The organism is Acinetobacter sp. YH12041, from assembly GCF_013419975.1.
Lineage (GTDB): Bacteria > Pseudomonadota > Gammaproteobacteria > Pseudomonadales > Moraxellaceae > Acinetobacter.
This window is the reverse complement of sequence record NZ_VOZC01000023.1, coordinates 1-18,149: the sequence shown is the minus strand read 5'-3', so window position 1 is coordinate 18,149 and position 18,149 is coordinate 1. Positions and strand designations below refer to the sequence as shown.

General features: G+C 42.7%; 18 protein-coding genes and 1 pseudogene. 6 read left to right on the top strand and 13 right to left on the bottom strand.

The genetic code is table 11. The annotated features are described in order from the left end of the window. Nucleotides 1–86: 86 nt before the first annotated feature. From FTU00_RS13440 to pheS, 3 genes are all read right to left on the bottom strand, one after another. Nucleotides 87–383 carry an integration host factor subunit alpha gene (locus FTU00_RS13440; RefSeq protein ID WP_004783565.1) on the bottom strand — a complete coding sequence of 99 codons (297 nt, stop codon included), beginning with the start codon at nt 381–383 and terminating at the stop codon, nt 87–89. Further along, nucleotides 380–2,761 carry a phenylalanine--tRNA ligase subunit beta gene (gene pheT / locus FTU00_RS13435; RefSeq protein ID WP_180179885.1) on the bottom strand — a complete coding sequence of 794 codons (2,382 nt, stop codon included), beginning with the start codon at nt 2,759–2,761 and terminating at the stop codon, nt 380–382. Before pheT ends, FTU00_RS13440 begins: the two co-directional genes overlap by 4 nt. 174 nt (nt 2,762–2,935) lie before the next feature. Further along, complete coding sequence (gene pheS / locus FTU00_RS13430; protein ID WP_034703065.1) at nt 2,936–3,916, bottom strand: phenylalanine--tRNA ligase subunit alpha; 981 nt, start codon at nt 3,914–3,916, stop codon at nt 2,936–2,938. A 159-nt stretch (nt 3,917–4,075) separates the two neighbouring features. Between pheS and FTU00_RS13425 the strand changes: the two genes are divergently transcribed. After that, entirely contained in the window at nt 4,076–5,104 is a 1,029-nt protein-coding gene (locus FTU00_RS13425; protein WP_179992972.1) for a hypothetical protein, read from the top strand. Between the two features lie 84 nt (nt 5,105–5,188). Here the strand turns inward: FTU00_RS13425 and rplT are convergent, their stop codons facing one another. Both rplT and rpmI read right to left on the bottom strand, forming a co-directional pair. After that, a complete protein-coding gene (gene rplT, locus FTU00_RS13420) occupies nt 5,189–5,548 on the bottom strand; it encodes a 50S ribosomal protein L20 (RefSeq protein ID WP_004647525.1) in 360 nt (119 codons plus the stop codon). Nucleotides 5,549–5,559: 11 nt separating this feature from the next. Next, on the bottom strand, nt 5,560–5,754 hold the full coding sequence (rpmI, locus tag FTU00_RS13415) for a 50S ribosomal protein L35 (RefSeq protein WP_004278281.1): 195 nt from the start codon (nt 5,752–5,754) through the stop codon (nt 5,560–5,562). A 230-nt stretch (nt 5,755–5,984) separates the two neighbouring features. Here rpmI and FTU00_RS13410 point away from each other — a divergent pair, with 230 nt between their 5' ends. Continuing rightward, nucleotides 5,985–7,238 (top strand): MFS transporter, encoded by a 1,254-nt coding sequence (locus FTU00_RS13410; RefSeq protein ID WP_034703060.1) that lies wholly within the window; start codon nt 5,985–5,987, stop codon nt 7,236–7,238. A gap of 91 nt (nt 7,239–7,329) precedes the next feature. On the opposite strand, the gene FTU00_RS13405 is transcribed toward FTU00_RS13410, so the two are convergent. From FTU00_RS13405 to FTU00_RS13395, 3 genes are all read right to left on the bottom strand, one after another. Further along, on the bottom strand, nt 7,330–7,752 hold the full coding sequence (locus FTU00_RS13405) for a YqaA family protein (protein ID WP_034170828.1): 423 nt from the start codon (nt 7,750–7,752) through the stop codon (nt 7,330–7,332). 7 nt (nt 7,753–7,759) lie between these two features. After that, complete coding sequence (locus tag FTU00_RS13400) at nt 7,760–8,050, bottom strand: hypothetical protein (RefSeq protein WP_159123055.1); 291 nt, start codon at nt 8,048–8,050, stop codon at nt 7,760–7,762. A 72-nt stretch (nt 8,051–8,122) separates the two neighbouring features. Further along, a complete protein-coding gene (locus FTU00_RS13395; protein WP_004783581.1) occupies nt 8,123–8,743 on the bottom strand; it encodes a glutathione S-transferase N-terminal domain-containing protein in 621 nt (206 codons plus the stop codon). A gap of 310 nt (nt 8,744–9,053) precedes the next feature. Between FTU00_RS13395 and FTU00_RS13390 the strand changes: the two genes are divergently transcribed. From FTU00_RS13390 to FTU00_RS13380, 3 genes are all read left to right on the top strand, one after another. Beyond that, nucleotides 9,054–9,518: an Hsp20 family protein gene (locus FTU00_RS13390; RefSeq protein WP_004783582.1), complete on the top strand. Its 465-nt coding sequence runs from the start codon at nt 9,054–9,056 to the stop codon at nt 9,516–9,518. A 99-nt stretch (nt 9,519–9,617) separates the two neighbouring features. Beyond that, complete coding sequence (locus FTU00_RS13385; RefSeq protein WP_180179884.1) at nt 9,618–10,169, top strand: hypothetical protein; 552 nt, start codon at nt 9,618–9,620, stop codon at nt 10,167–10,169. A 225-nt stretch (nt 10,170–10,394) separates the two neighbouring features. Further along, nucleotides 10,395–10,790 carry a hypothetical protein gene (locus FTU00_RS13380; RefSeq protein ID WP_004783587.1) on the top strand — a complete coding sequence of 132 codons (396 nt, stop codon included), beginning with the start codon at nt 10,395–10,397 and terminating at the stop codon, nt 10,788–10,790. 61 nt (nt 10,791–10,851) lie between these two features. On the opposite strand, the gene infC is transcribed toward FTU00_RS13380, so the two are convergent. From infC to FTU00_RS13360, 4 genes are all read right to left on the bottom strand, one after another. Continuing rightward, nucleotides 10,852–11,403 (bottom strand): translation initiation factor IF-3, encoded by a 552-nt coding sequence (infC, locus tag FTU00_RS13375; protein ID WP_081400954.1) that lies wholly within the window; start codon nt 11,401–11,403, stop codon nt 10,852–10,854. Nucleotides 11,404–11,408: 5 nt separating this feature from the next. Further along, nucleotides 11,409–13,331 carry a threonine--tRNA ligase gene (gene thrS / locus FTU00_RS13370; RefSeq protein ID WP_004783592.1) on the bottom strand — a complete coding sequence of 641 codons (1,923 nt, stop codon included), beginning with the start codon at nt 13,329–13,331 and terminating at the stop codon, nt 11,409–11,411. Nucleotides 13,332–13,558: 227 nt separating this feature from the next. Then, the gene (locus FTU00_RS13365; protein WP_180002913.1) at nt 13,559–14,728 is read right to left on the bottom strand and encodes an alanine racemase; all 1,170 of its coding nucleotides are present in this window, start codon (nt 14,726–14,728) and stop codon (nt 13,559–13,561) included. A gap of 12 nt (nt 14,729–14,740) precedes the next feature. Next, complete coding sequence (locus FTU00_RS13360; RefSeq protein ID WP_180179883.1) at nt 14,741–16,024, bottom strand: D-arabinono-1,4-lactone oxidase; 1,284 nt, start codon at nt 16,022–16,024, stop codon at nt 14,741–14,743. A 241-nt stretch (nt 16,025–16,265) separates the two neighbouring features. Here FTU00_RS13360 and FTU00_RS13355 point away from each other — a divergent pair, with 241 nt between their 5' ends. Next, nucleotides 16,266–17,909, top strand: coding sequence for an acyl-CoA synthetase (locus FTU00_RS13355; RefSeq protein ID WP_179992978.1), 1,644 nt, complete (start codon nt 16,266–16,268; stop codon nt 17,907–17,909). 130 nt (nt 17,910–18,039) lie between these two features. Here the strand turns inward: FTU00_RS13355 and FTU00_RS13350 are convergent. Continuing rightward, nucleotides 18,040–18,149 (bottom strand): annotated as a pseudogene (locus FTU00_RS13350) (IS982 family transposase); the annotation flags it as partial.

Below are 18,149 nucleotides of genomic sequence, written 5' to 3'. Positions count from 1 at the left end.
CAAAAAAGAGAGCCTTTGGCTCTCTTTTTTTTGTTTAGAAATATAAAAGATTAAAAAAATAAAATTTTTAAATGAAAAAAAGCAGATCAATTGATCTGCTCATTCCCCACACGTTGACGGAACTTCTGCCCCGCGCGGAACGTAACAACACGGCGTGCAGAAATCGGAATCTCTTCACCCGTCTTCGGATTACGGCCTGGACGTTGGCGCTTATCACGTAACTCAAAGTTACCGAAACCCGATAATTTTACTTGTTCGCCCGAGATTAGCGCTTGGCTAATCTCATCGAAAAACAACTCGACCATTTGTTTAGCTTCACGACGGTTTAAACTCGTGAGCTCACTTAAATGATCAGCCATTTCTGCTTTTGTTAATGCTGTCATGAAGCCCTCAATGTCGCTTGGTAAGTGTTTTCCAACACCTGAAGGATATTATCCATACCTGATTTAATTTCAGCATCTTCCAGTGTACGGCTTGGATGCTGCCAGAGAAGTGCAAATGCCAGTGAGCGTTTCCCTTCTTCTACTCCTTGTCCAGTGTACACATCGAACAACCATGTCGAGCCTAGAAGCTCTCCACCTGTTTTTTCGATAAGTCCCTGAATTTCGCTAACATTAATCTTATCACTAATTAAAAGCGCAATATCACGTCGAACCGATGGAAAACGTGATAATTCTGTAAAATTAGATACATAAGTTTGCAAAACAGCCGATTGATCTAATTCAGCGACCCAAGTCGTCGCCAAATCGAGCTCATCTTCCAGCGACGGATGTAAACGACCTAAGTAGCCAATTGATTGACCATTCACTAGAATTTCAGCAGATTGACCAGGATGTAACCAGCTACGTTCAGAACGTACATATTCCACATTTAGACGCGCAGCTGCCAGCATTTCCTCAATGTCACCTTTGAAGTCAAAGAAATCCATTGGCTGTACTTTACCATGCCAGGTTTCAGGCGTACGTGAACCGGTAGCAATCAATGCAAAAGTTGGAATCTGTTTTAGATCATGAATCGAAGCCGCATTCTGGTAATCAAAACGCAGACCAAGTTCGAAGAAACGTACACGGTTTTGCTGACGGTTAACGTTGTACTGTACGCATGGAATCAGGCTAGACAGTAAAGTTGAACGCATCACTGCCAAATCGCTTGAAATTGGGTTCGCCAATGCCAATGGATTAACTTCTGGATTTAACTGTTTTTCCAGTTTCAGGTCAGCAAAACTGAAACTGATCGCTTCCTGATAGCCCAAGGTCACGGCTGTTTGACGAAGCTGAGTTAGTTCGAATTGATCTTCATATTTCGCCAACTTCACATCAATGACCGGTAAGCTGATTTGAATATTGTCATAACCGTGAATACGGGCAACTTCTTCAATCAGGTCTTGGTAAATTGCCATATCATAACGGTGTGATGGAGGAACCACTGACCACTGGCCTTCAGCTTTTACAGTCACTTCACAACCTAAACGCGTTAAAGCATCTGTAATGAAATCTGATTCAACTGTATAACCTAATAATTGATCGACTTGAGCTTGTTCTAGCTCAATCGCTTCACGTTTTGGTAACAGCTCTGATTTTTCAGCTACAATGATTGGACCAAACTCACCGCCTGCAAGCTCAGCAATCAACTGAGAAGCACGGTGCATTGCGATCATAGGAAGTTCAAAGTCTACACCACGTTCATAACGTTGTGATGCATCAGTATGCAGACCGAAACGACGAGCACGGCCAGCAATATGCAATGGCGCGAAAAATGCTGATTCCAGGAAGATTTCAGTAGTTTCATCAGTTACTGATGAAGACAGGCCCCCCATAATCCCTGCAATCGCTAATGCTTTTTCATCATCTGCGATTACCATCACGTCGTCTTGCAGTTCCACTTCCTGTTCATTTAATAGAACCAGTTTTTCACCTGCTTTGGCTTGACGCACATGCACTGAACCCTGAACCTTACCGCCATCAAATGCATGTAGAGGTTGACCCAGTTCCATTAATACATAGTTGGTAATATCGACCAGAATACTGTGCTGACGGATACCGGCACGTACTAAAGCTCGTTCCATCCACTCAGGGGTTGGTGCTTTGGTATTGACGTTTTTGATCACACGACCGAGGTAACGTGCACAACCTTCAGTTTCAACAACGACTTTCTTCTCATCTGCAAGAGTTGCTGCAACTTCTTTAATTTCAGGTGCAGTGACAGGCAATTGGTTAATTACACCAATTTCACGTGCGATCCCGCGAATGCTGAAACAGTCACCACGGTTCGGGGTGATGCTGATATCAATCACGTTGTCATCAAGGTCTAAATATTCACGAACATTTACACCGACTGGTGCATCTGCAGGAAGCTCTAACAGACCATCAATTTTGTCTTCAAGATCGATTTCTGAAGCGCCACATAGCATACCTTGTGATTCAACACCACGCAGTTTGCCTTTCTTGATTTTAAAATCGCCTGGTAATACTGCACCGATGGTAGCTACTGGTGCTTTCATACCGGCACGTACGTTCGGTGCACCACACACGATTTGCAAAGGCTCACCTGAACCAATGTTCACAGTCGTTACACGTAAGCGATCTGCATCAGGATGCTGTTCGACAGTCAGGACTTCACCCACAACCACACCTGTGAAGGGTTTTGCGGCTGGAGACAAATCATCTACTTCCAAGCCCAGCATAGTCAGTTGGTCAGACAGTTTTTCGCTATCGATGGCTGGGTTAACCCATGTGCGCAGCCAATTTTCGCTAATTTTCATACATTCATTTCCTTAATCTCCCCTAGCCCCTCTTTTTCAAAGAGGGGAAATCCCACACCCTATCTTGTTTCGTGTAAGTCCCCCTTTTACAAAGGGGGATTTAGGGGGATTTTTAAATCTAAAAATTAATATGTTTTAGCCACTCAACTTTATAAGAAGAGGCTATCAAATCTCTTAAGCAAACTGGCGTAAGAAACGCACATCGTTTTGATAGAACATACGCAGGTCATTAATGCCATAACGCAACATTGCAAAACGTTCTACACCTAAACCAAATGCAAAGCCTTTGTATTTGTCTGGATCAATACCCGCAGCGCGAAGTACATTTGGATGCACCATACCGCAACCCAAAACTTCTAACCATTTGCCACGCTCATCCATAATGTCCACTTCAGCACTTGGCTCAGTGAACGGGAAATAAGACGGACGGAAACGCACTTTCAAATCTTTTTCGAAGAATTCGTTTAGCAGGTTTACCAATAAACCTTTCAATTCAGCAAAGCTGGTATTTTCAGCAACGTATAAGCCTTCGATCTGATGGAACATTGGTGAATGCGTCTGGTCAGAGTCACAACGGTATACACGGCCTGGGCACACGATACGAATTGGTGGCTGCTGGGTTTCCATGGTACGGATCTGTACACCCGAAGTATGGGTACGTAGCAGATGGTTCACATCAAAATAGAAAGTGTCGTGCATGGCACGTGCAGGGTGATGGCCCGGAATATTCAATGCTTCGAAGTTGTGATAGTCATCTTCAACTTCTGGACCAGTTGCTACTGTAAACCCTGCTTTGGTAAAGAATTGACAGATACGTTCTTGTACTTGGGTCACTGGGTGGATGCTGCCCACCTGTTGGCCACGACCGGGCAAGGTAATATCAATTGTTTCACTAGCAAGCTTTTGTTCTAGTGCAGCTTTTTGCAGTTCAGCCTGACGTTGTGTCAAAGCACTTGTGATGGCTTCACGAACTGCGTGAATTTGTGCCCCGAACGCTTTACGTTGTTCAGGATCCATTTTCCCCAGCGACTTAGATTGTTCCGCGAGCTGGCTTTTTTTCCCCGTAAATTGCACTCGTACTTGATCAAGTGCAGCAAGGTCTTGAGCTGCTGCAATCGCAGCGAGCGCTTCAGTGGTCAGGGCTTCCAGTGACATAGTAACTCTCAAAGCAACAGGTTAGAAATATTTTTAAAAACCCCATATTCTAACAGTTTTTAGGCGAGTTGATGAAGTGCGCTTTTAATGAAAATTAGAATAGCATCATGAATTATAAAAAGTATAAGATAAACATAATATCAATCAGATCAAATCACTATGGCACTCGATCAAATTTGGAAACAGCAACTGACCCTCGTCACTTATGGCAATGAGTTTTTAACTCAGGATCTCAGTTTCAGCCGCTGGCTGAATCACTCCATTTTTAATCAGCACCATTTAACTTTTCGAGATCTGATTTCCCAGCATTTACTGGCACAGCACTTTCAAATCTGGCTAGAAGGACTGAAAAAACAAGGTGTTCGTCGTATTAGTCTACATTCTTCACATTTACTGGAAGATGAAAATAACCCTAATGCCAATGTTGAGCTAGTTCCTTTGGCTCATGTGATTATCAGTCATCATGCTCAAGGTAAAACCGCCTGGATGATCGGTAAGGAACTGGCTGAATGGTATACCGCTGATAATGATTATGAAGCACCAGAAGCCCAACAGTCGCCTTTACGTCATGAAGTATTCTGGCGTTATGAACTGAATAATAAACTGGCCAAAAGAATTGATGCTGATCTGGTACAACCAAACTGGGATGATATTCATACCTATACCGAACAGGAATTATTTGAACATCATTTAGCTCAAGGATTCACTGAGCCTGCTTATACTGGTTTGCCTTATTACGGTACTACCCCAACGATTCAGTCTCATGCAGAAAATCCGAGTCATCTTGCTTTAATACCAACGGATTATTCATCTGATTATGCTCATCAGACCTTGTACCGTCTGGATGCATTAAGTGATTTTATTCAGACGAAGATTCAACACCCTTATAACGATGATGGTCAGGTACTGAATCCAGAGCAGCAATTAAATCTGCGCCACTTTGCACAAAAAATCGATGAAATCAGTGCCAAGTTCATTGTGAAAGTGGCCAATCATTATAAAACCGCACAACTCACTCCTAAAGTGACGCCTGATCCTTTTGCAGGGATGAATACTGAGGATCGCGCGGTCAAAGTTTCTAAAGCACATAAGCCCCATGACGCAGCTAAATCCAATTCAGGCAATGTGATTACCCTGATTATTATTACGGTGATTATCTGTTTGATTGGATATTATTTTGGGCTTTAAAGACTGATTTGAACGTCAAAAAATAAAAAAGACAGAGATAAAAAAAGACCGCTAAAAGCGGTCTTTTTTCTAAGTCATAAAGACTTATGCAGCCAACGCATCTTTAGCTTTAGAAGCTAGAGCTGCAAACGCAACTGCGTCATGCATAGCGATGTCAGCAAGTACGCGACGGTCGATGATAACCTGAGCTTTTTTCAAGCCAGCGATCATACGGCTGTACGATAAACCGTTTTGACGTGCACCAGCGTTGATACGCGCAATCCATAGAGCACGGAATTGACGTTTCTTCTGACGACGGTCACGGTAAGCGTATTGACCAGCTTTGATTACCGCTTGGAACGCTACGCGGTAAACGCGTGAACGAGCACCATAGTAACCTTTAGCGCGAGCAAGAATTTTTTTGTGACGGCGATGAGCCTGTACACCACGTTTTACACGAGCCATTTATAATCTCCTTAGATGTACGGGCACATACGACGAACTGAAGCAACGTCACTTACGTGAACCATTACACAGCCGCGCAATTGACGAATACGCTTAGCAGATTTTTTGGTCAAAATGTGGCGTTTGAACGCTTGTTTACGCTTAAAACCGTTAGCAGTCGCTTTGAAGCGTTTAGCTGCACCACGGCGAGTTTTCATCTTAGGCATAACAACCTCTTTTGAACACCTGTTCGGCACGTCTGCACCATTGCAAGAACGCCCTGCAGGTAAGGGAGCCGATATTCTAATGCATCTTTGCTTAAAACAAAAGCAATAGTCTTTTTTTCTTGATGAATCTGCAAACTTAGCATTTTTTACGATAAGAATTGAATGATGAATTTATATACTGCTTGCGATATCACTTTATAATTTGTCAATTTTTTCAGTTACAGCTCTTTATGCACATTCAGCCCGATGCATTTGCCGCACTCCGTTATCGAGACTTTTCTATTGTTACCTTAAATCAGTTTTGCCTGACTTTAGCCATTCTGATTCAGGAAATTATTGTTGCCTATTCACTATATCAGATTACCAAAGACCCGCTGACCTTAGGACTGATTGGTCTGGCAGAGGCGATTCCATTTATTTCCCTTTCTTTATGGGGTGGATATGTTGCGGATCGTTTTAATAAGCAGACTATTATGAAAATCTGTTTATTTTTTGCCATTCCGATGCCTGTCATTCTCTGGTCACTGTTTCATTATCACGGTTTGGGAAACCTCAGCACCAGTCAATTATCTTGGGGAATTTATGCCGTCATTTTCTGCCTGGGTACCATTCGTGGCTTTTATAATCCTTCAGCAACTTCACTAAAACCCTTTCTGATTCCACGTGCACTCTATGCCAATGGTGCAACTTGGACCACAATTGGCTGGCAAAGTGGTGTAATTATCGGGCCGATGCTCGGTGGTTTTATGCTGGCGTTTTTAGGTCGGGAAACCAGTCTTCTAACTGTCGCAGTACTGGTCAGCATCTGTTTTGTTCTGATTAACTTATTGCAAAAGCGCGATTTTCCTAAAATTGAAACTGAAAATGTCCTGCATAGTCTGGGCGATGGTTTCCGCTTCATCTGGAACAGTAAAATTGTATTGTGGTCGATTTCTCTAGATCTGGTTTCGGTGCTGTTTGGTGGGGTGATTGCCCTCTTACCGATTTTTGCCGAAGATATTCTAAAAGTTGGTCCAGAGGGTTTGGGTTATTTACGGGCTGCTCCTTCCATTGGTGCGCTGATAACCATGATTGTCCTGACCCGCTTTCCGCCTACGCAACATGCCTGGCGTAATATGCTGCTTGCAGTCGCAGGTTTCGGTGTCTTTACTTTACTATTTGCTTTCTCCAACTCGATGTGGCTATCTCTGTTTGCTCTTGCCATGACCGGGGCTTGTGACAGTATTTCAGTGGTGATTCGTCAGACGATTTTACAGATTTATCCACCCGATAATATGCGTGGCCGGGTTGCTGCAGTAAACGGCATGTTTGTCTCGTCTAGTAATGAACTGGGTGCTTTTGAGTCTGGTCTGGCTGCGAGATATATGGGTACGATTATGGCTACAGTGTTTGGTGGCAGCATGACCCTACTGGTGGTTGCCATCAGCTGGGCGAGAACCAAGGATCTGTTTGGAATTGATATTACCAAAGGGACTGAAAAGTAATTTTTAGTTCTGATGCACGTAGGATCTTTAATCAGGAAAATCCTGCGCACTAATAATGAATACAAATAAAAAGAGGCTTTATGCCTCTTTTTTAAAACATCGCATACGCCCAATAGACAAACAGATAACGTCCAATTTTGGCAATACTGACTATCAAAATAAAACGGGTAAAATTTTCCTTGAGCAAGCCGGCAATTAACGTAATTGGATCGCCAATAATCGGCACCCAGCTCAGCAATAATGACCAATAGCCGTATTTCTGATAGGTACTTTGGGCTTTCAGCATCTGCTGCTCAGAGACTGGAAACCATTTTTTATGCTTATATTGCTCAATCTTGAACCCCAGATACCAGTTCACACAGGAACCCAAGATATTTCCAGCACTTGCAATCATGATGAGCAAGGCCGCCGAATAGCTCCCTTGCCATAATAAACCCAGCAAAACCGCTTCCGACTGCAGCGGTAATAAAGTGGCTGCACCAAAAGCGGCAAGAAAGAGCAGAAACAGGGACATCCCGAGACTAGCGGCTTAAACCCAGTTTTTTCTTGGCTTTAAGATATTCCCAATTCGCCCAGACTATAGCCATAACCATGACCAAAATACGTGACCATTGATATTTCTGGGTGATCGGCTCAAGAGCTGTATTTAAAATCTGACGATCTTTGGTATTCAAGGCACTGATCACCTGATCCACATGCACAATTTCAGCAACGAACAGCAGCAGACAAGCTGCGATACCGAAAATAATACTCCAGTAAATTCGAGGATTCGTTTCCACGATTTTAGTAAAGTTCAGGAAAAAATCTTTCATATACTCACCCAATAAAAAACCACCCAAAGGTGGTTTAATCTACTTTTATCTAGTTTAGCACAAAGGCCAGACTTATCTGACCTGTATTGCTAACGCTCTTTGCACCGCTGGACGCGCAGTCAGGCGTGTCACATATTCCTGTACTTCCGGATAATCAGCCAGATCAATCTGCTGCCATTCATGACGTAGCACCCATGGCAAAATAGCCATATCCGCAATCGAATACTCACCAGCTACATATTTCTGACCAATCAGCTGTTTGTTCAGAACCCCGTATAGACGCTTGGTTTCATTGACATAGCGATCAGTGGCATACGGGATACGCTCAGGAGCAAAACGGCTAAAGTGATGATTCTGCCCCAGCATTGGACCCAAGCCACCCATTTGCCACATTAGCCATTGCTCAACTTCAACACGTTGCTGCTCATCATCCGGATAAAACAGGCCGGTTTTACGACCCAAATATTGCAGAATCGCGCCAGATTCAAAGACTGAAATCGGTTCACCACGCGGGCCATCCTGATCCACAATCGCAGGAATTTTGTTATTTGGAGAGATACGTAAAAAATCAGGTTGAAACTGGTCATTTTCCAGAATATTGATCGGGAAAATTTTATACTCCAAGCCCATTTCTTCTAATGCGATGGTAATTTTATGGCCATTGGGCGTTCCCCAATAATAGAGATCAATCATGTTATTACCTGTTACCTTTTCGTTTTTACATGACATTATTGAAATTTGATCTAGTTATAGCATGATTTAAAGCCTTACTTCCGCATATTTTGTTATAGATTCAGCAGTAAAATCGCTAAATTCAAAGCATTATTTTTAGCTCAAGATGGGTTCAAATATTTTTAAATCTTGAGGCTTGAAAAGCTTCGCCTCAATCCTATATTAGAAATAGAGCAATGATCTATTCAGGAAATTGTTTCTAATCACTGAGTTCATATTGAAGAATTGCATGTTGTTTAAAAAACTTTTCTGAGATCAGGAGGTAAGATCAATGAGCAATTTCAGTCTTAGCCCACTATTCCGTCGTAGTATCGGTTTTGACCGCTTTAATGACCTTTTTGATTATGCAATGCAAAGTGAGGCACCGAACTATCCACATTACAACATTGAAAAAACCGGCGACAACAATTACCGCATTGTGGTTTCTGCTGCCGGATTCAATGAAGACCAGCTAGAGATCAATCTGGAAAATCAGGTTCTGACCATTAGCGGTAAAGCGGTGGAAGAAAATTCAGATACGACTGTGGAATTCCTGCATAAAGGCATCGCCCACCGTTCATTCAAATTGTCTTTAAGACTGGATGAACATGTAGAGGTACAACAAGCTGAATTTGAAAATGGTTTATTGAAAATCGAATTGCAGCGCAATGTGCCAGAAGAAAAATTGCCTCGTCAGATTCCGATTGGCAAAAAACTGTTAGCTGAAAAAAATGAATCTAACGAGCAGCAAAGCTAATCACCTGCCAAAAGAAAGACCCGAATGGGTCTTTCTTTTTTAGGACAGAATCCTTAAGCTTGAAAGTGTTCAATTTTCACTCATTATAAAAATAATAATATGAGCACATCAGATATTATTCTGTTTCATCAAAGTGCCCAGACGATGAAACATATGGGACTTCTCCTTCTTTGCTATCCCATTGGAATTTTGATGACCTTATACCTTCATACTCCAGATCCTCCTTCCAGTTTTGTTCGAGGATTGGTATTTTTATGGCAGGAGTCCCCAAGCTTTTATGGCTATATACTGGGTTTCCTGATGCTATCGCTCTTGGTATATAGCATTAAACTAAAAATCACCTCGCGGACAATTTATTACACTTTGGCAGGTTACCGGATCAGCCTGTGTTTATATCGTGAAGCCGTCCATTATAGCTTTATCAATCCTCAATATGATTCAATTAAGGCACGTACCAAACGCTGGCTAACCAGACTTCCCGCTCATCAAATTAATCAGCGAGATGGCACTCTCGATTTTATTCTTTGTCAGTCCAGTTGGCGCGACCGGCTCTGTTTAAGATTATTCCGGATTCATTTATCGATGTTTTCCCGTCAGCAAGCTAAAGAAATTATTCAGGCCATGCACAGTGCTTGGAATTTAAGATCATAAAAGCTGATTCAAAAACACTTTTAACTATATGGTTTAAGCTGAAAGAAATTTATCTCATCAGATTCCAAAGGATAAAAAGCAGTTATTAAAAAATGGTGTTCTGGTTGGGACTTTCCCCTATCACCACATATAGTTGATTTACATAAAATTTCGGCTATGCTTTTCTGAAACAGAATAAAACATTCAATAAATACCATAGATAAAAAAATCTGCCGTAGGTGCACTATGAATTATGTCCGTCGCAACGCCCTAAGTCCATTCATGCTATTGGGCTTGCTGTTCTTTTTATTGATTGTCATTTTACTGCTATTGTTTGGCTGGCCACATTATAAAGTTTGGAAACAAGGGATGGATGGTCAGGCAGCATTGGCTGAAGCAGAACAATCTAAAATGATTCAAGTGCAAGTTGCAAAAGCGGAACTGGAAAGTGCCAAACTGCGTGCAGAAGCTATTAAACTCGTTGGGCAGGCAGCTAAAGATTATCCTGAATATCGCAAGCAGGAATTTATTGGTGCATTTGGTGAAGCCCTACGTGAAGGTCGTATTCAACAAATAATTTATGTACCCACTGAGGCCAATATTCCGATTGTAGAAGCAGGAAAATCCTACCCTACTCAATAAAAAATTAAGTTACCTCATAAAAAAGCCCTGCAAATGCAGGGCTTTTTTCATCAAGAGATGCTTACTTTTTCTTTTTAGGACCAAGCAGCATACCCATTTGACGACCTTCCATTTTTGGTGCTTGTTCAACAACACCATATTCAACGACGTCTGCTTCAACTTTTTGCAGTTGAGCCAGACCCAGTTGCTGGTGAGCCATTTCACGACCACGGAAACGCAGGGTAATTTTAACCTTGTTTCCTTCTTCAAGGAATTTGATGATTGCACGTAATTTTACGTTGTAATCACCTACATCTGTCGCAGGACGTAGCTTGATTTCTTTCACCTGGACTTGATGTTGTTTTTTCTTCGCTTCTTTCTGCTTTTGTTTCAGATCAAACAAATGCTTATTGAAGTCCATGATTTTGCAAACAGGTGGCTCAGCATTGGCTACGATCTCAACAAGATCAAGCTCAACATTTTCTGCTGCGCGCAATGCTTCCGCAAGGCTTACAATACCTTTTTGCTCACCATTTTCGTCTACAAGACGAACTTCTTTAGCACGAATTTCATCATTCAAGGCAGGACGGTTTGATTTATTACCGCCCTGTTGATTACGGTCAGGCTGTTTAATCGCTGTTACTCCACAATGTACCGGCCGCGTTCGGCAACGGCTGCTTTTACTAAGTCAACGAAAGCATCGATTGACATAGTACCCAAATTTTTTCCTGAGCGGGTACGGACATTCACAGTACCTTCCTCTACCTCACGGTCCCCAAGTACCAATAAGTAAGGAATACGCTCTAAAGTACGTTCACGAATCTTAAAGCCGATTTTCTCATTTCTCAAGTCAGAAATTGCACGAATTCCGTTTTCTTTAAGTTTCGCGACGACTGACTCACAAGCCTCGGCTTGAGCATCAGTAATATTCATGACACACGCTTGCACTGGTGATAACCAAGGTGGCATAAAGCCCGCGTAGTGTTCAATCAGTATACCAATAAAACGTTCGAAACTGCCAAGAATTGCACGGTGCAACATCACAGGCTGATCACGATCGTTGTCTTCAGTAACATAAGAGGCATCCAGACGTTCTGGAAGGTTGAAGTCACATTGAATGGTACCACACTGCCAGATTCGGCCTAAGCAGTCTTTCAATGAGAATTCGATCTTCGGACCGTAGAATGCACCTTCACCTGGTTGTAAATCCCAATCTAGGCCAGCAGCATCTAAAGCATCTGCCAAAGATTTTTCTGCCATATCCCAAAGTGCATCATCACCCACACGTTTTTCAGGACGTGTAGATAACTTCATTTGTACTTCTTCAAAGCCAAAATCTTTGTATACGTCTAGTGTCAATTTGATAAAGTCTGCAACTTCAGTACCGATTTGTTCTTTAGTACAGAAAATATGCGCATCATCTTGGGTAAAACCACGTACACGCATGATGCCGTGTAAAGAACCCGATGGCTCGTTACGGTGACATGAACCAAACTCCGCTAAACGGATTGGAAGATCACGATATGATTTTAAGCCCTGGTTGAACACTTGCACGTGACAAGGACAGTTCATCGGTTTTACAGCGTAGTTACGGTTCTCTGAATGAGTCGTAAACATGTTTTCAGCATAGTTCGCTGCGTGACCTGATTTTTCCCAAAGCGTGAAATCCACCACTTGTGGTGTACGGATTTCAAGGTAACCATTTTCTTGCTGAACTTTACGCATGTATTGTTCAAGCACTTGGTAAATGGTCCAGCCGTTTGGATGCCAGAACACCATACCTGGTGCTTCTTCCTGCATATGGAACAAGTCTAAGGCTTTACCAATTTTACGGTGATCGCGTTTTTCAGCTTCTTCAATACGCTTGATATAAGCTGCGAGCTGTTTCTTATCCGCCCAAGCTGTACCATAAATACGTTGCAGCTGTTCGTTTTTCGCATCACCGCGCCAGTAAGCACCAGAGATTTTAGTCAGCTTGAATGATTTTAAGAATTTGGTATTTGGTACGTGCGGACCACGGCACATATCCAGATAGTCCTGATGGTAGTACAGGCCCATTTGAGTTTCTTCAGGCATGTCTGCGATCAGGCGCAATTTGTATTCTTCACCACGGGCTGTGAATTCTGCAATCACTTCATCACGCGGAGTCATTTTTTTCACGACATCATAGTCTTGATCGATGAGCTTTTTCATACGCTCTTCAATCGCAGCCATGTCATCTAAAGTAAATGGACGTGGCATCCAGATGTCATAGTAGAAACCTTCTTCAATGACTGGACCAATGACCATCTTTGCTTCTGGGAACAATTGCTTAACGGCATGACCCACCAAGTGTGCGCAAGAGTGACGAATAATTTCGACACCTTCTTCATCTTTAGGCGTGATGATTTGTAAGGTTGCGTCTTCAGTAATCAGATCGCACGCGTCCACTAGACGATCGTTTACACGACCTGCAACGGTATTTTTTGCAAGACCAGGACCGATGCTTTGAGCAACTTCCATCACAGATACGGCGTGATCAAACTGTTTTTGATCGCCATTTGGCAAAGTGATAATTGGCATATGAAATCCTTAAGGAGTGATGCCCCGTACCATGGAGCATGTCACCGCGAGATTATGATCGAGGGAGAACCTCAAAAGATAAAAACGGTGGATAAATAAAAAATCGCCTAGAATTTTACACGGCTTGAGCCAATGATTAAACCTTTTCCCTAATAAAAATAGGATTTATCACCAAAAAGTTCTTTTGAGCTGCAATGAGTTAAGATCATTATTCACTCAAGAATTATTTATTCTCTAAAGGTTTGCCACGCTTCAAATTGCCTTTCGATATAGACATACAATTGAGAAAACTGGGGAATGATGGCTTCGCTTTGAGTTGGTCTTAAAAACACATAATCATCGACTTTCAGTTCGCAAGATTTCGATACCAGAACCATTTCCTGATTGCTACTGCGTCCATATAAAATATGCGGCTGGCTTTTTTCTGGAAAATAATAGTCAGCCCGCCAGTAGCCACCATAAACAAAAAGCGCTTTATGTTGATGCGGTAGATGATTCAGCATTTCCAGTCCGGGAATCTGGCTATAAGGCAGCACTTTTAAAATTGGTGTGGCGATCCACAAGGCACATTTTAAAGCTGAGAGATTGTCTAGATCAAAATCGCTGGGTTTAAGTAGCATGGAACCAAAAGCCAGATCATTACAAATACTCTGCTGGCAATGCTGCATAAAGGTCGGACTGCCGCCACCGTTAAAACAAAGATTTTCATGCCATAAATCAGGAAATTGCTGTTGCAGCGTCCTCTTGAATTTTTGATAAATCTGCTGTGATTGTTGATAACTTTTTTCAGGACTTTTAAGAATTTTTGGCAGTTTAGCTACATGCGCATCGTAGCCCATTAATCCGGAGAATTTTAGAGACAAAGGATGCTGCTGAATCAGCTTGAGTAGGGCTATAAACTGCTCCTGACTGTTCACCCCTCCGCGATGCAGCCCCACATCAATTTCAATATTCACATTCAGGCAAAGATTCAGGCTTTGGGCGAGTTGCAGATACTGCTCCAGACGTGCCTGACTATCGATCAGCCATTGAATATTTACTTGAGTATTTAAGTCCATTTGACCAAACCAGCTTTGATAAAAGCGCTGCGCTGCATGAACCGGCATTGGCTTACCGAGTAGAATGTCCGCTTGCTCAAATGCTCCGATAATTTCCCGAAGATGTGGCAGATGAAATACCATAAAACGCTGGGTATTCAGCTTTTCACTAGCGAATTGAAGCAACTCAGTACTGGACAGAGATTTCACCACCAGACGAGGCTTTAACTGCGGAGGTAGTTTTGCCTGCACAACATCCAGATTATGCTGATACTGAACCAAATCCAGAATCAGTTGTGGTGTACCTGTACCCTGCTGTTTTAGGTCTTGAGTCAATTGCTGAAAATAAGTTGATCGCATCTTTTACTCCTGCTACTTAGCCAGAAACAGTTGTTTCAAGTAGAGATTCAGCCATTTTTTCTGCGGATCCAGTTGCTGACGTAGCGCCATAAATTCATCCCATCTTGGATATAAGTCGTGCAGTGATGCGGCATGCATGTTATGCAATTTCCCCCAATGCGGTCGCCCCTGATATTTCTGAAAAATCGGTTCCACTAGATTAAAAATGACGTGATAATCCTGCTTATAAAACTGATGGATAGAAATTGAAACTGAATCCCGCTGATAAAACGGACTGAGCCAGATGTCATCCGCTTTGACATAACGAAACTCGATCGGAAAGAACATCGGCACACGATGCTGCCTTAAACAATGCAGCACTTCTTCCAGACACTGCAAGCCTAGTTCGACCGGAATCTGATATTCCATTTCATTAAATCGGGTATTACGCGGTGTGGGGAAAATCTGACTGGACCAATCCACAAAACAGGTCGGTTTGACAAAAACACCGAGCAGCTTTTGCAGATAAGGATTGGTAGACGGCAATAACCTTGTCAATTCCGAGCACAACATTAATAAACTATCTTCTGATGGCCAGCTTTCTTTTCTCGGCTGAATGCATTCATCCGTTTCATCCAGCGTTTTCAGCATGACCTGATCAGCATACAGAAAAGCCCAAAACTCAAGATGTCGATGCTGATGTTTCCATTGATCGATATTGGAAAATATGTCTTTTAATGAACACAACCGGATCTGTTCTTTTAATTTATAAAGCGGCTGATTTTGCAAGGTGATTTTGGTGAGTATTCCAAGACTGCCCAGTGCTACCCGCCCTGCCTGAAAAATTTCCGTATTTTGCTGCTCATCACATTGCAATAATTCGCCATCTGCAGTCAGTAATTCAAAGCCTTGAACGAAAGCAGATAAACACGGCAAATCAATTCCCGTGCCATGCGTACCGGTCGAGACTGCACCCGCCAGACTTTGCTGATCAATATCGCCTTGATTGATCAAAGCCTGATTAAGAGGGGCTAGATATTCACCCAACTCATATAAACGCGTACCTGCCTGTACAGTACATTGAGCTGTCGCTTCATCTGCATCTATCACGCCTTTGAAATGATCCAGACGAATCAAGACCTCATCGGTTTTAGCTAGTGCACTGAATGAATGTCCTGCACCCACCACACGAATCTGCGCATGTGACTTCACCAGATTTTGCAATTCATTCATTTCTTTAGGCTCAAAAATTTGAGGAGAACTGTACTGGCTTCCTGACCAGTTGCGCCATGTTGCATCCGCCTGTTGTATTTTCATTATTATTCCTTGGCTGAGGCTATATTTAACACCCATTTAGAGTAAAATACCTAAAAAGGCAAATATGGGAACCCATAGGTTCAAAAAAATCGGTGCTTAAAAATAATTTTATTAATATTCAATTATTTAAATTTTTAAAATTATACATTCGCACTCGACTAAAGCATAACTGCAAGACTTCCAAGAATTGCATATCTTTTTTAACAGGATATGAAAAATAAATATAGAACGGAGTTTTACAATGGTTAAGGCATACGATGAATTACCGCGCACCCCTGCCAATTTTGTAGCGCTGTCACCTTTACGCTATCTCGATCGCGCGGCTTATATCTACCCGAATCAAAATGCGATCATTCATGGTAAGCGTCGTATTACCTGGCGTGAAAAATACAATCGTTGCCGTCAGTTTGCCCACCAGCTCCAGAATTTAGGCATCGGTAAAAATGACACCGTTTCAGTTTTACTGCCAAACGTACCTGCGATGATCGAAGCACACTTTGCTGTGCCAATGGCGGGTGCGGTCCTGAATACCTTAAATACCCGTCTGGATGCCAAAACATTGGCGTTCATGCTGGAACATGCTGAGACCAAAGTACTGCTGGTCGATCCAGAATTTTCTGCAGTTGCAACAGAAGCTTTGGCTCTGGTTCCACAGCAAGACATTTATGTGATTGACGTGGCTGATGAGGAATTTGAGGGTGAAGATACCCGTATCGGCCAGATTGAATATGAAGACTGGCTGGCTCAAGGCGATGCCAATTTTGAATGGCATTTACCGGATGATGAATGGAATGCGATTAGCCTGAACTACACTTCTGGAACCACAGGTAACCCGAAAGGCGTGGTTTACCATCACCGTGGCGCCTATATTAATGCAGCCAGTAATATCATTGCCTGTGGCATGATGCCACGTGCCACTTACTTATGGACCTTACCGCTATTCCACTGTAATGGCTGGTGCTTTGCCTGGACCATGGCAGCCAATGGCGGTACGAACGTCTGTTTACGTAAAGTTGATCCGGAACTGATCTTTAAACTCATTGCTGAACATAAAGTGGATTATTTCTGCGGTGCACCCATTGTGCTGTCGATGCTGATCAATACCCCTGAAGAGAAAAAGACCAAGTTTGATCACCGCGTAGAAGTGATGGTGGCGGGTGCTGCGCCTCCCGCTGCAATCATTGAAGGCATGCGCAATATCGGTATCAATGTAACTCACGTCTATGGCTTGACCGAGACCTATGGCCCTTCTGCGCTCTGTGCGTCTCAGGCAGGCTGGTCAGATCTGTCAATTCAGGAGCAGGCACAACTGCATTCTCGTCAAGGTGTACCATATCCACTGCAAGATGGCATGAAAGTGCTTGATCCTGACACCATGCAGGAAGTGCCACATGATGGTCAGACCATGGGTGAAATCATGTTCCGTGGCAATATCGTCATGAAAGGTTATTTAAAGAATCCGGAAGCAACTGCAGAAGCCTTTGCCGGTGGCTGGTTCCATACTGGCGATCTGGCAGTATGCCAACCTGATGGTTATGCAAAAATCACTGACCGCTCTAAAGATGTGATTATTTCGGGTGGTGAAAACATTTCATCGCTGGAAGTGGAAGAAGTGCTCTATCAGCATCCTGCTATTCTCACGGCAGCCGTGGTGGCAAAACCAGATCCTCGCTGGCAGGAAGTGCCATGTGCCTTTGTCGAACTGAAAGTAGGACAAACTGCCACAGCAGAAGAGATTATCGAATTCTGCAAGCAACATCTGGCGCGTTTTAAAGTACCTAAAGATGTGGTGATTACCGAGATTCCAAAAACTTCAACCGGGAAATTGCAGAAATTTATCCTGCGTGACTGGGCCAAAGAACGCTCAACGGGTGAATTTTCTTAATTTATTAAGACTGTAATATCTAGCTCCACTCCTGAATTTTATTTTTAATAGTGAAAAAAGAAAAATTTGGTGAGTGGGGTTTTTTTATATTCAGAATAAAGGCAATTAGTTTATTTAACCCGAATCCTGCTTAAGCCGATGACTTCATAATTTGAATTGTTGGCTTATTTTTATGGATCAGTTGATATGCACACAAGGACGCGTAAATCCCTCCTAGAAATCCATGAACACTACGTGCTT

Bases quoted from the DNA above. Each gene is read 5' to 3' on its own strand.
- rpmI (WP_004278281.1), bottom strand. From the start codon at position 5,754: ATGCCTAAGATGAAAACTCGCCGTGGTGCAGCTAAACGCTTCAAAGCG.
- FTU00_RS13440 (WP_004783565.1), bottom strand. From the start codon at position 383: ATGACAGCATTAACAAAAGCAGAAATGGCTGATCATTTAAGTGAGCTC.
- FTU00_RS13405 (WP_034170828.1), bottom strand. From the start codon at position 7,752: ATGTCCCTGTTTCTGCTCTTTCTTGCCGCTTTTGGTGCAGCCACTTTA.
- rplT (WP_004647525.1), bottom strand. From the start codon at position 5,548: ATGGCTCGTGTAAAACGTGGTGTACAGGCTCATCGCCGTCACAAAAAA.
- FTU00_RS13395 (WP_004783581.1), bottom strand. From the start codon at position 8,743: ATGATTGATCTCTATTATTGGGGAACGCCCAATGGCCATAAAATTACC.
- thrS (WP_004783592.1), bottom strand. From the start codon at position 13,331: ATGCCAATTATCACTTTGCCAAATGGCGATCAAAAACAGTTTGATCAC.
- pheT (WP_180179885.1), bottom strand. From the start codon at position 2,761: ATGAAAATTAGCGAAAATTGGCTGCGCACATGGGTTAACCCAGCCATC.
- FTU00_RS13410 (WP_034703060.1), top strand. From the start codon at position 5,985: ATGCACATTCAGCCCGATGCATTTGCCGCACTCCGTTATCGAGACTTT.
- FTU00_RS13425 (WP_179992972.1), top strand. From the start codon at position 4,076: ATGGCACTCGATCAAATTTGGAAACAGCAACTGACCCTCGTCACTTAT.
- FTU00_RS13390 (WP_004783582.1), top strand. From the start codon at position 9,054: ATGAGCAATTTCAGTCTTAGCCCACTATTCCGTCGTAGTATCGGTTTT.
- FTU00_RS13365 (WP_180002913.1), bottom strand. From the start codon at position 14,728: ATGCGATCAACTTATTTTCAGCAATTGACTCAAGACCTAAAACAGCAG.
- FTU00_RS13360 (WP_180179883.1), bottom strand. From the start codon at position 16,024: ATGAAAATACAACAGGCGGATGCAACATGGCGCAACTGGTCAGGAAGC.
- FTU00_RS13380 (WP_004783587.1), top strand. From the start codon at position 10,395: ATGAATTATGTCCGTCGCAACGCCCTAAGTCCATTCATGCTATTGGGC.
- FTU00_RS13385 (WP_180179884.1), top strand. From the start codon at position 9,618: ATGAGCACATCAGATATTATTCTGTTTCATCAAAGTGCCCAGACGATG.
- FTU00_RS13400 (WP_159123055.1), bottom strand. From the start codon at position 8,050: ATGAAAGATTTTTTCCTGAACTTTACTAAAATCGTGGAAACGAATCCT.
- pheS (WP_034703065.1), bottom strand. From the start codon at position 3,916: ATGTCACTGGAAGCCCTGACCACTGAAGCGCTCGCTGCGATTGCAGCA.
- FTU00_RS13355 (WP_179992978.1), top strand. From the start codon at position 16,266: ATGGTTAAGGCATACGATGAATTACCGCGCACCCCTGCCAATTTTGTA.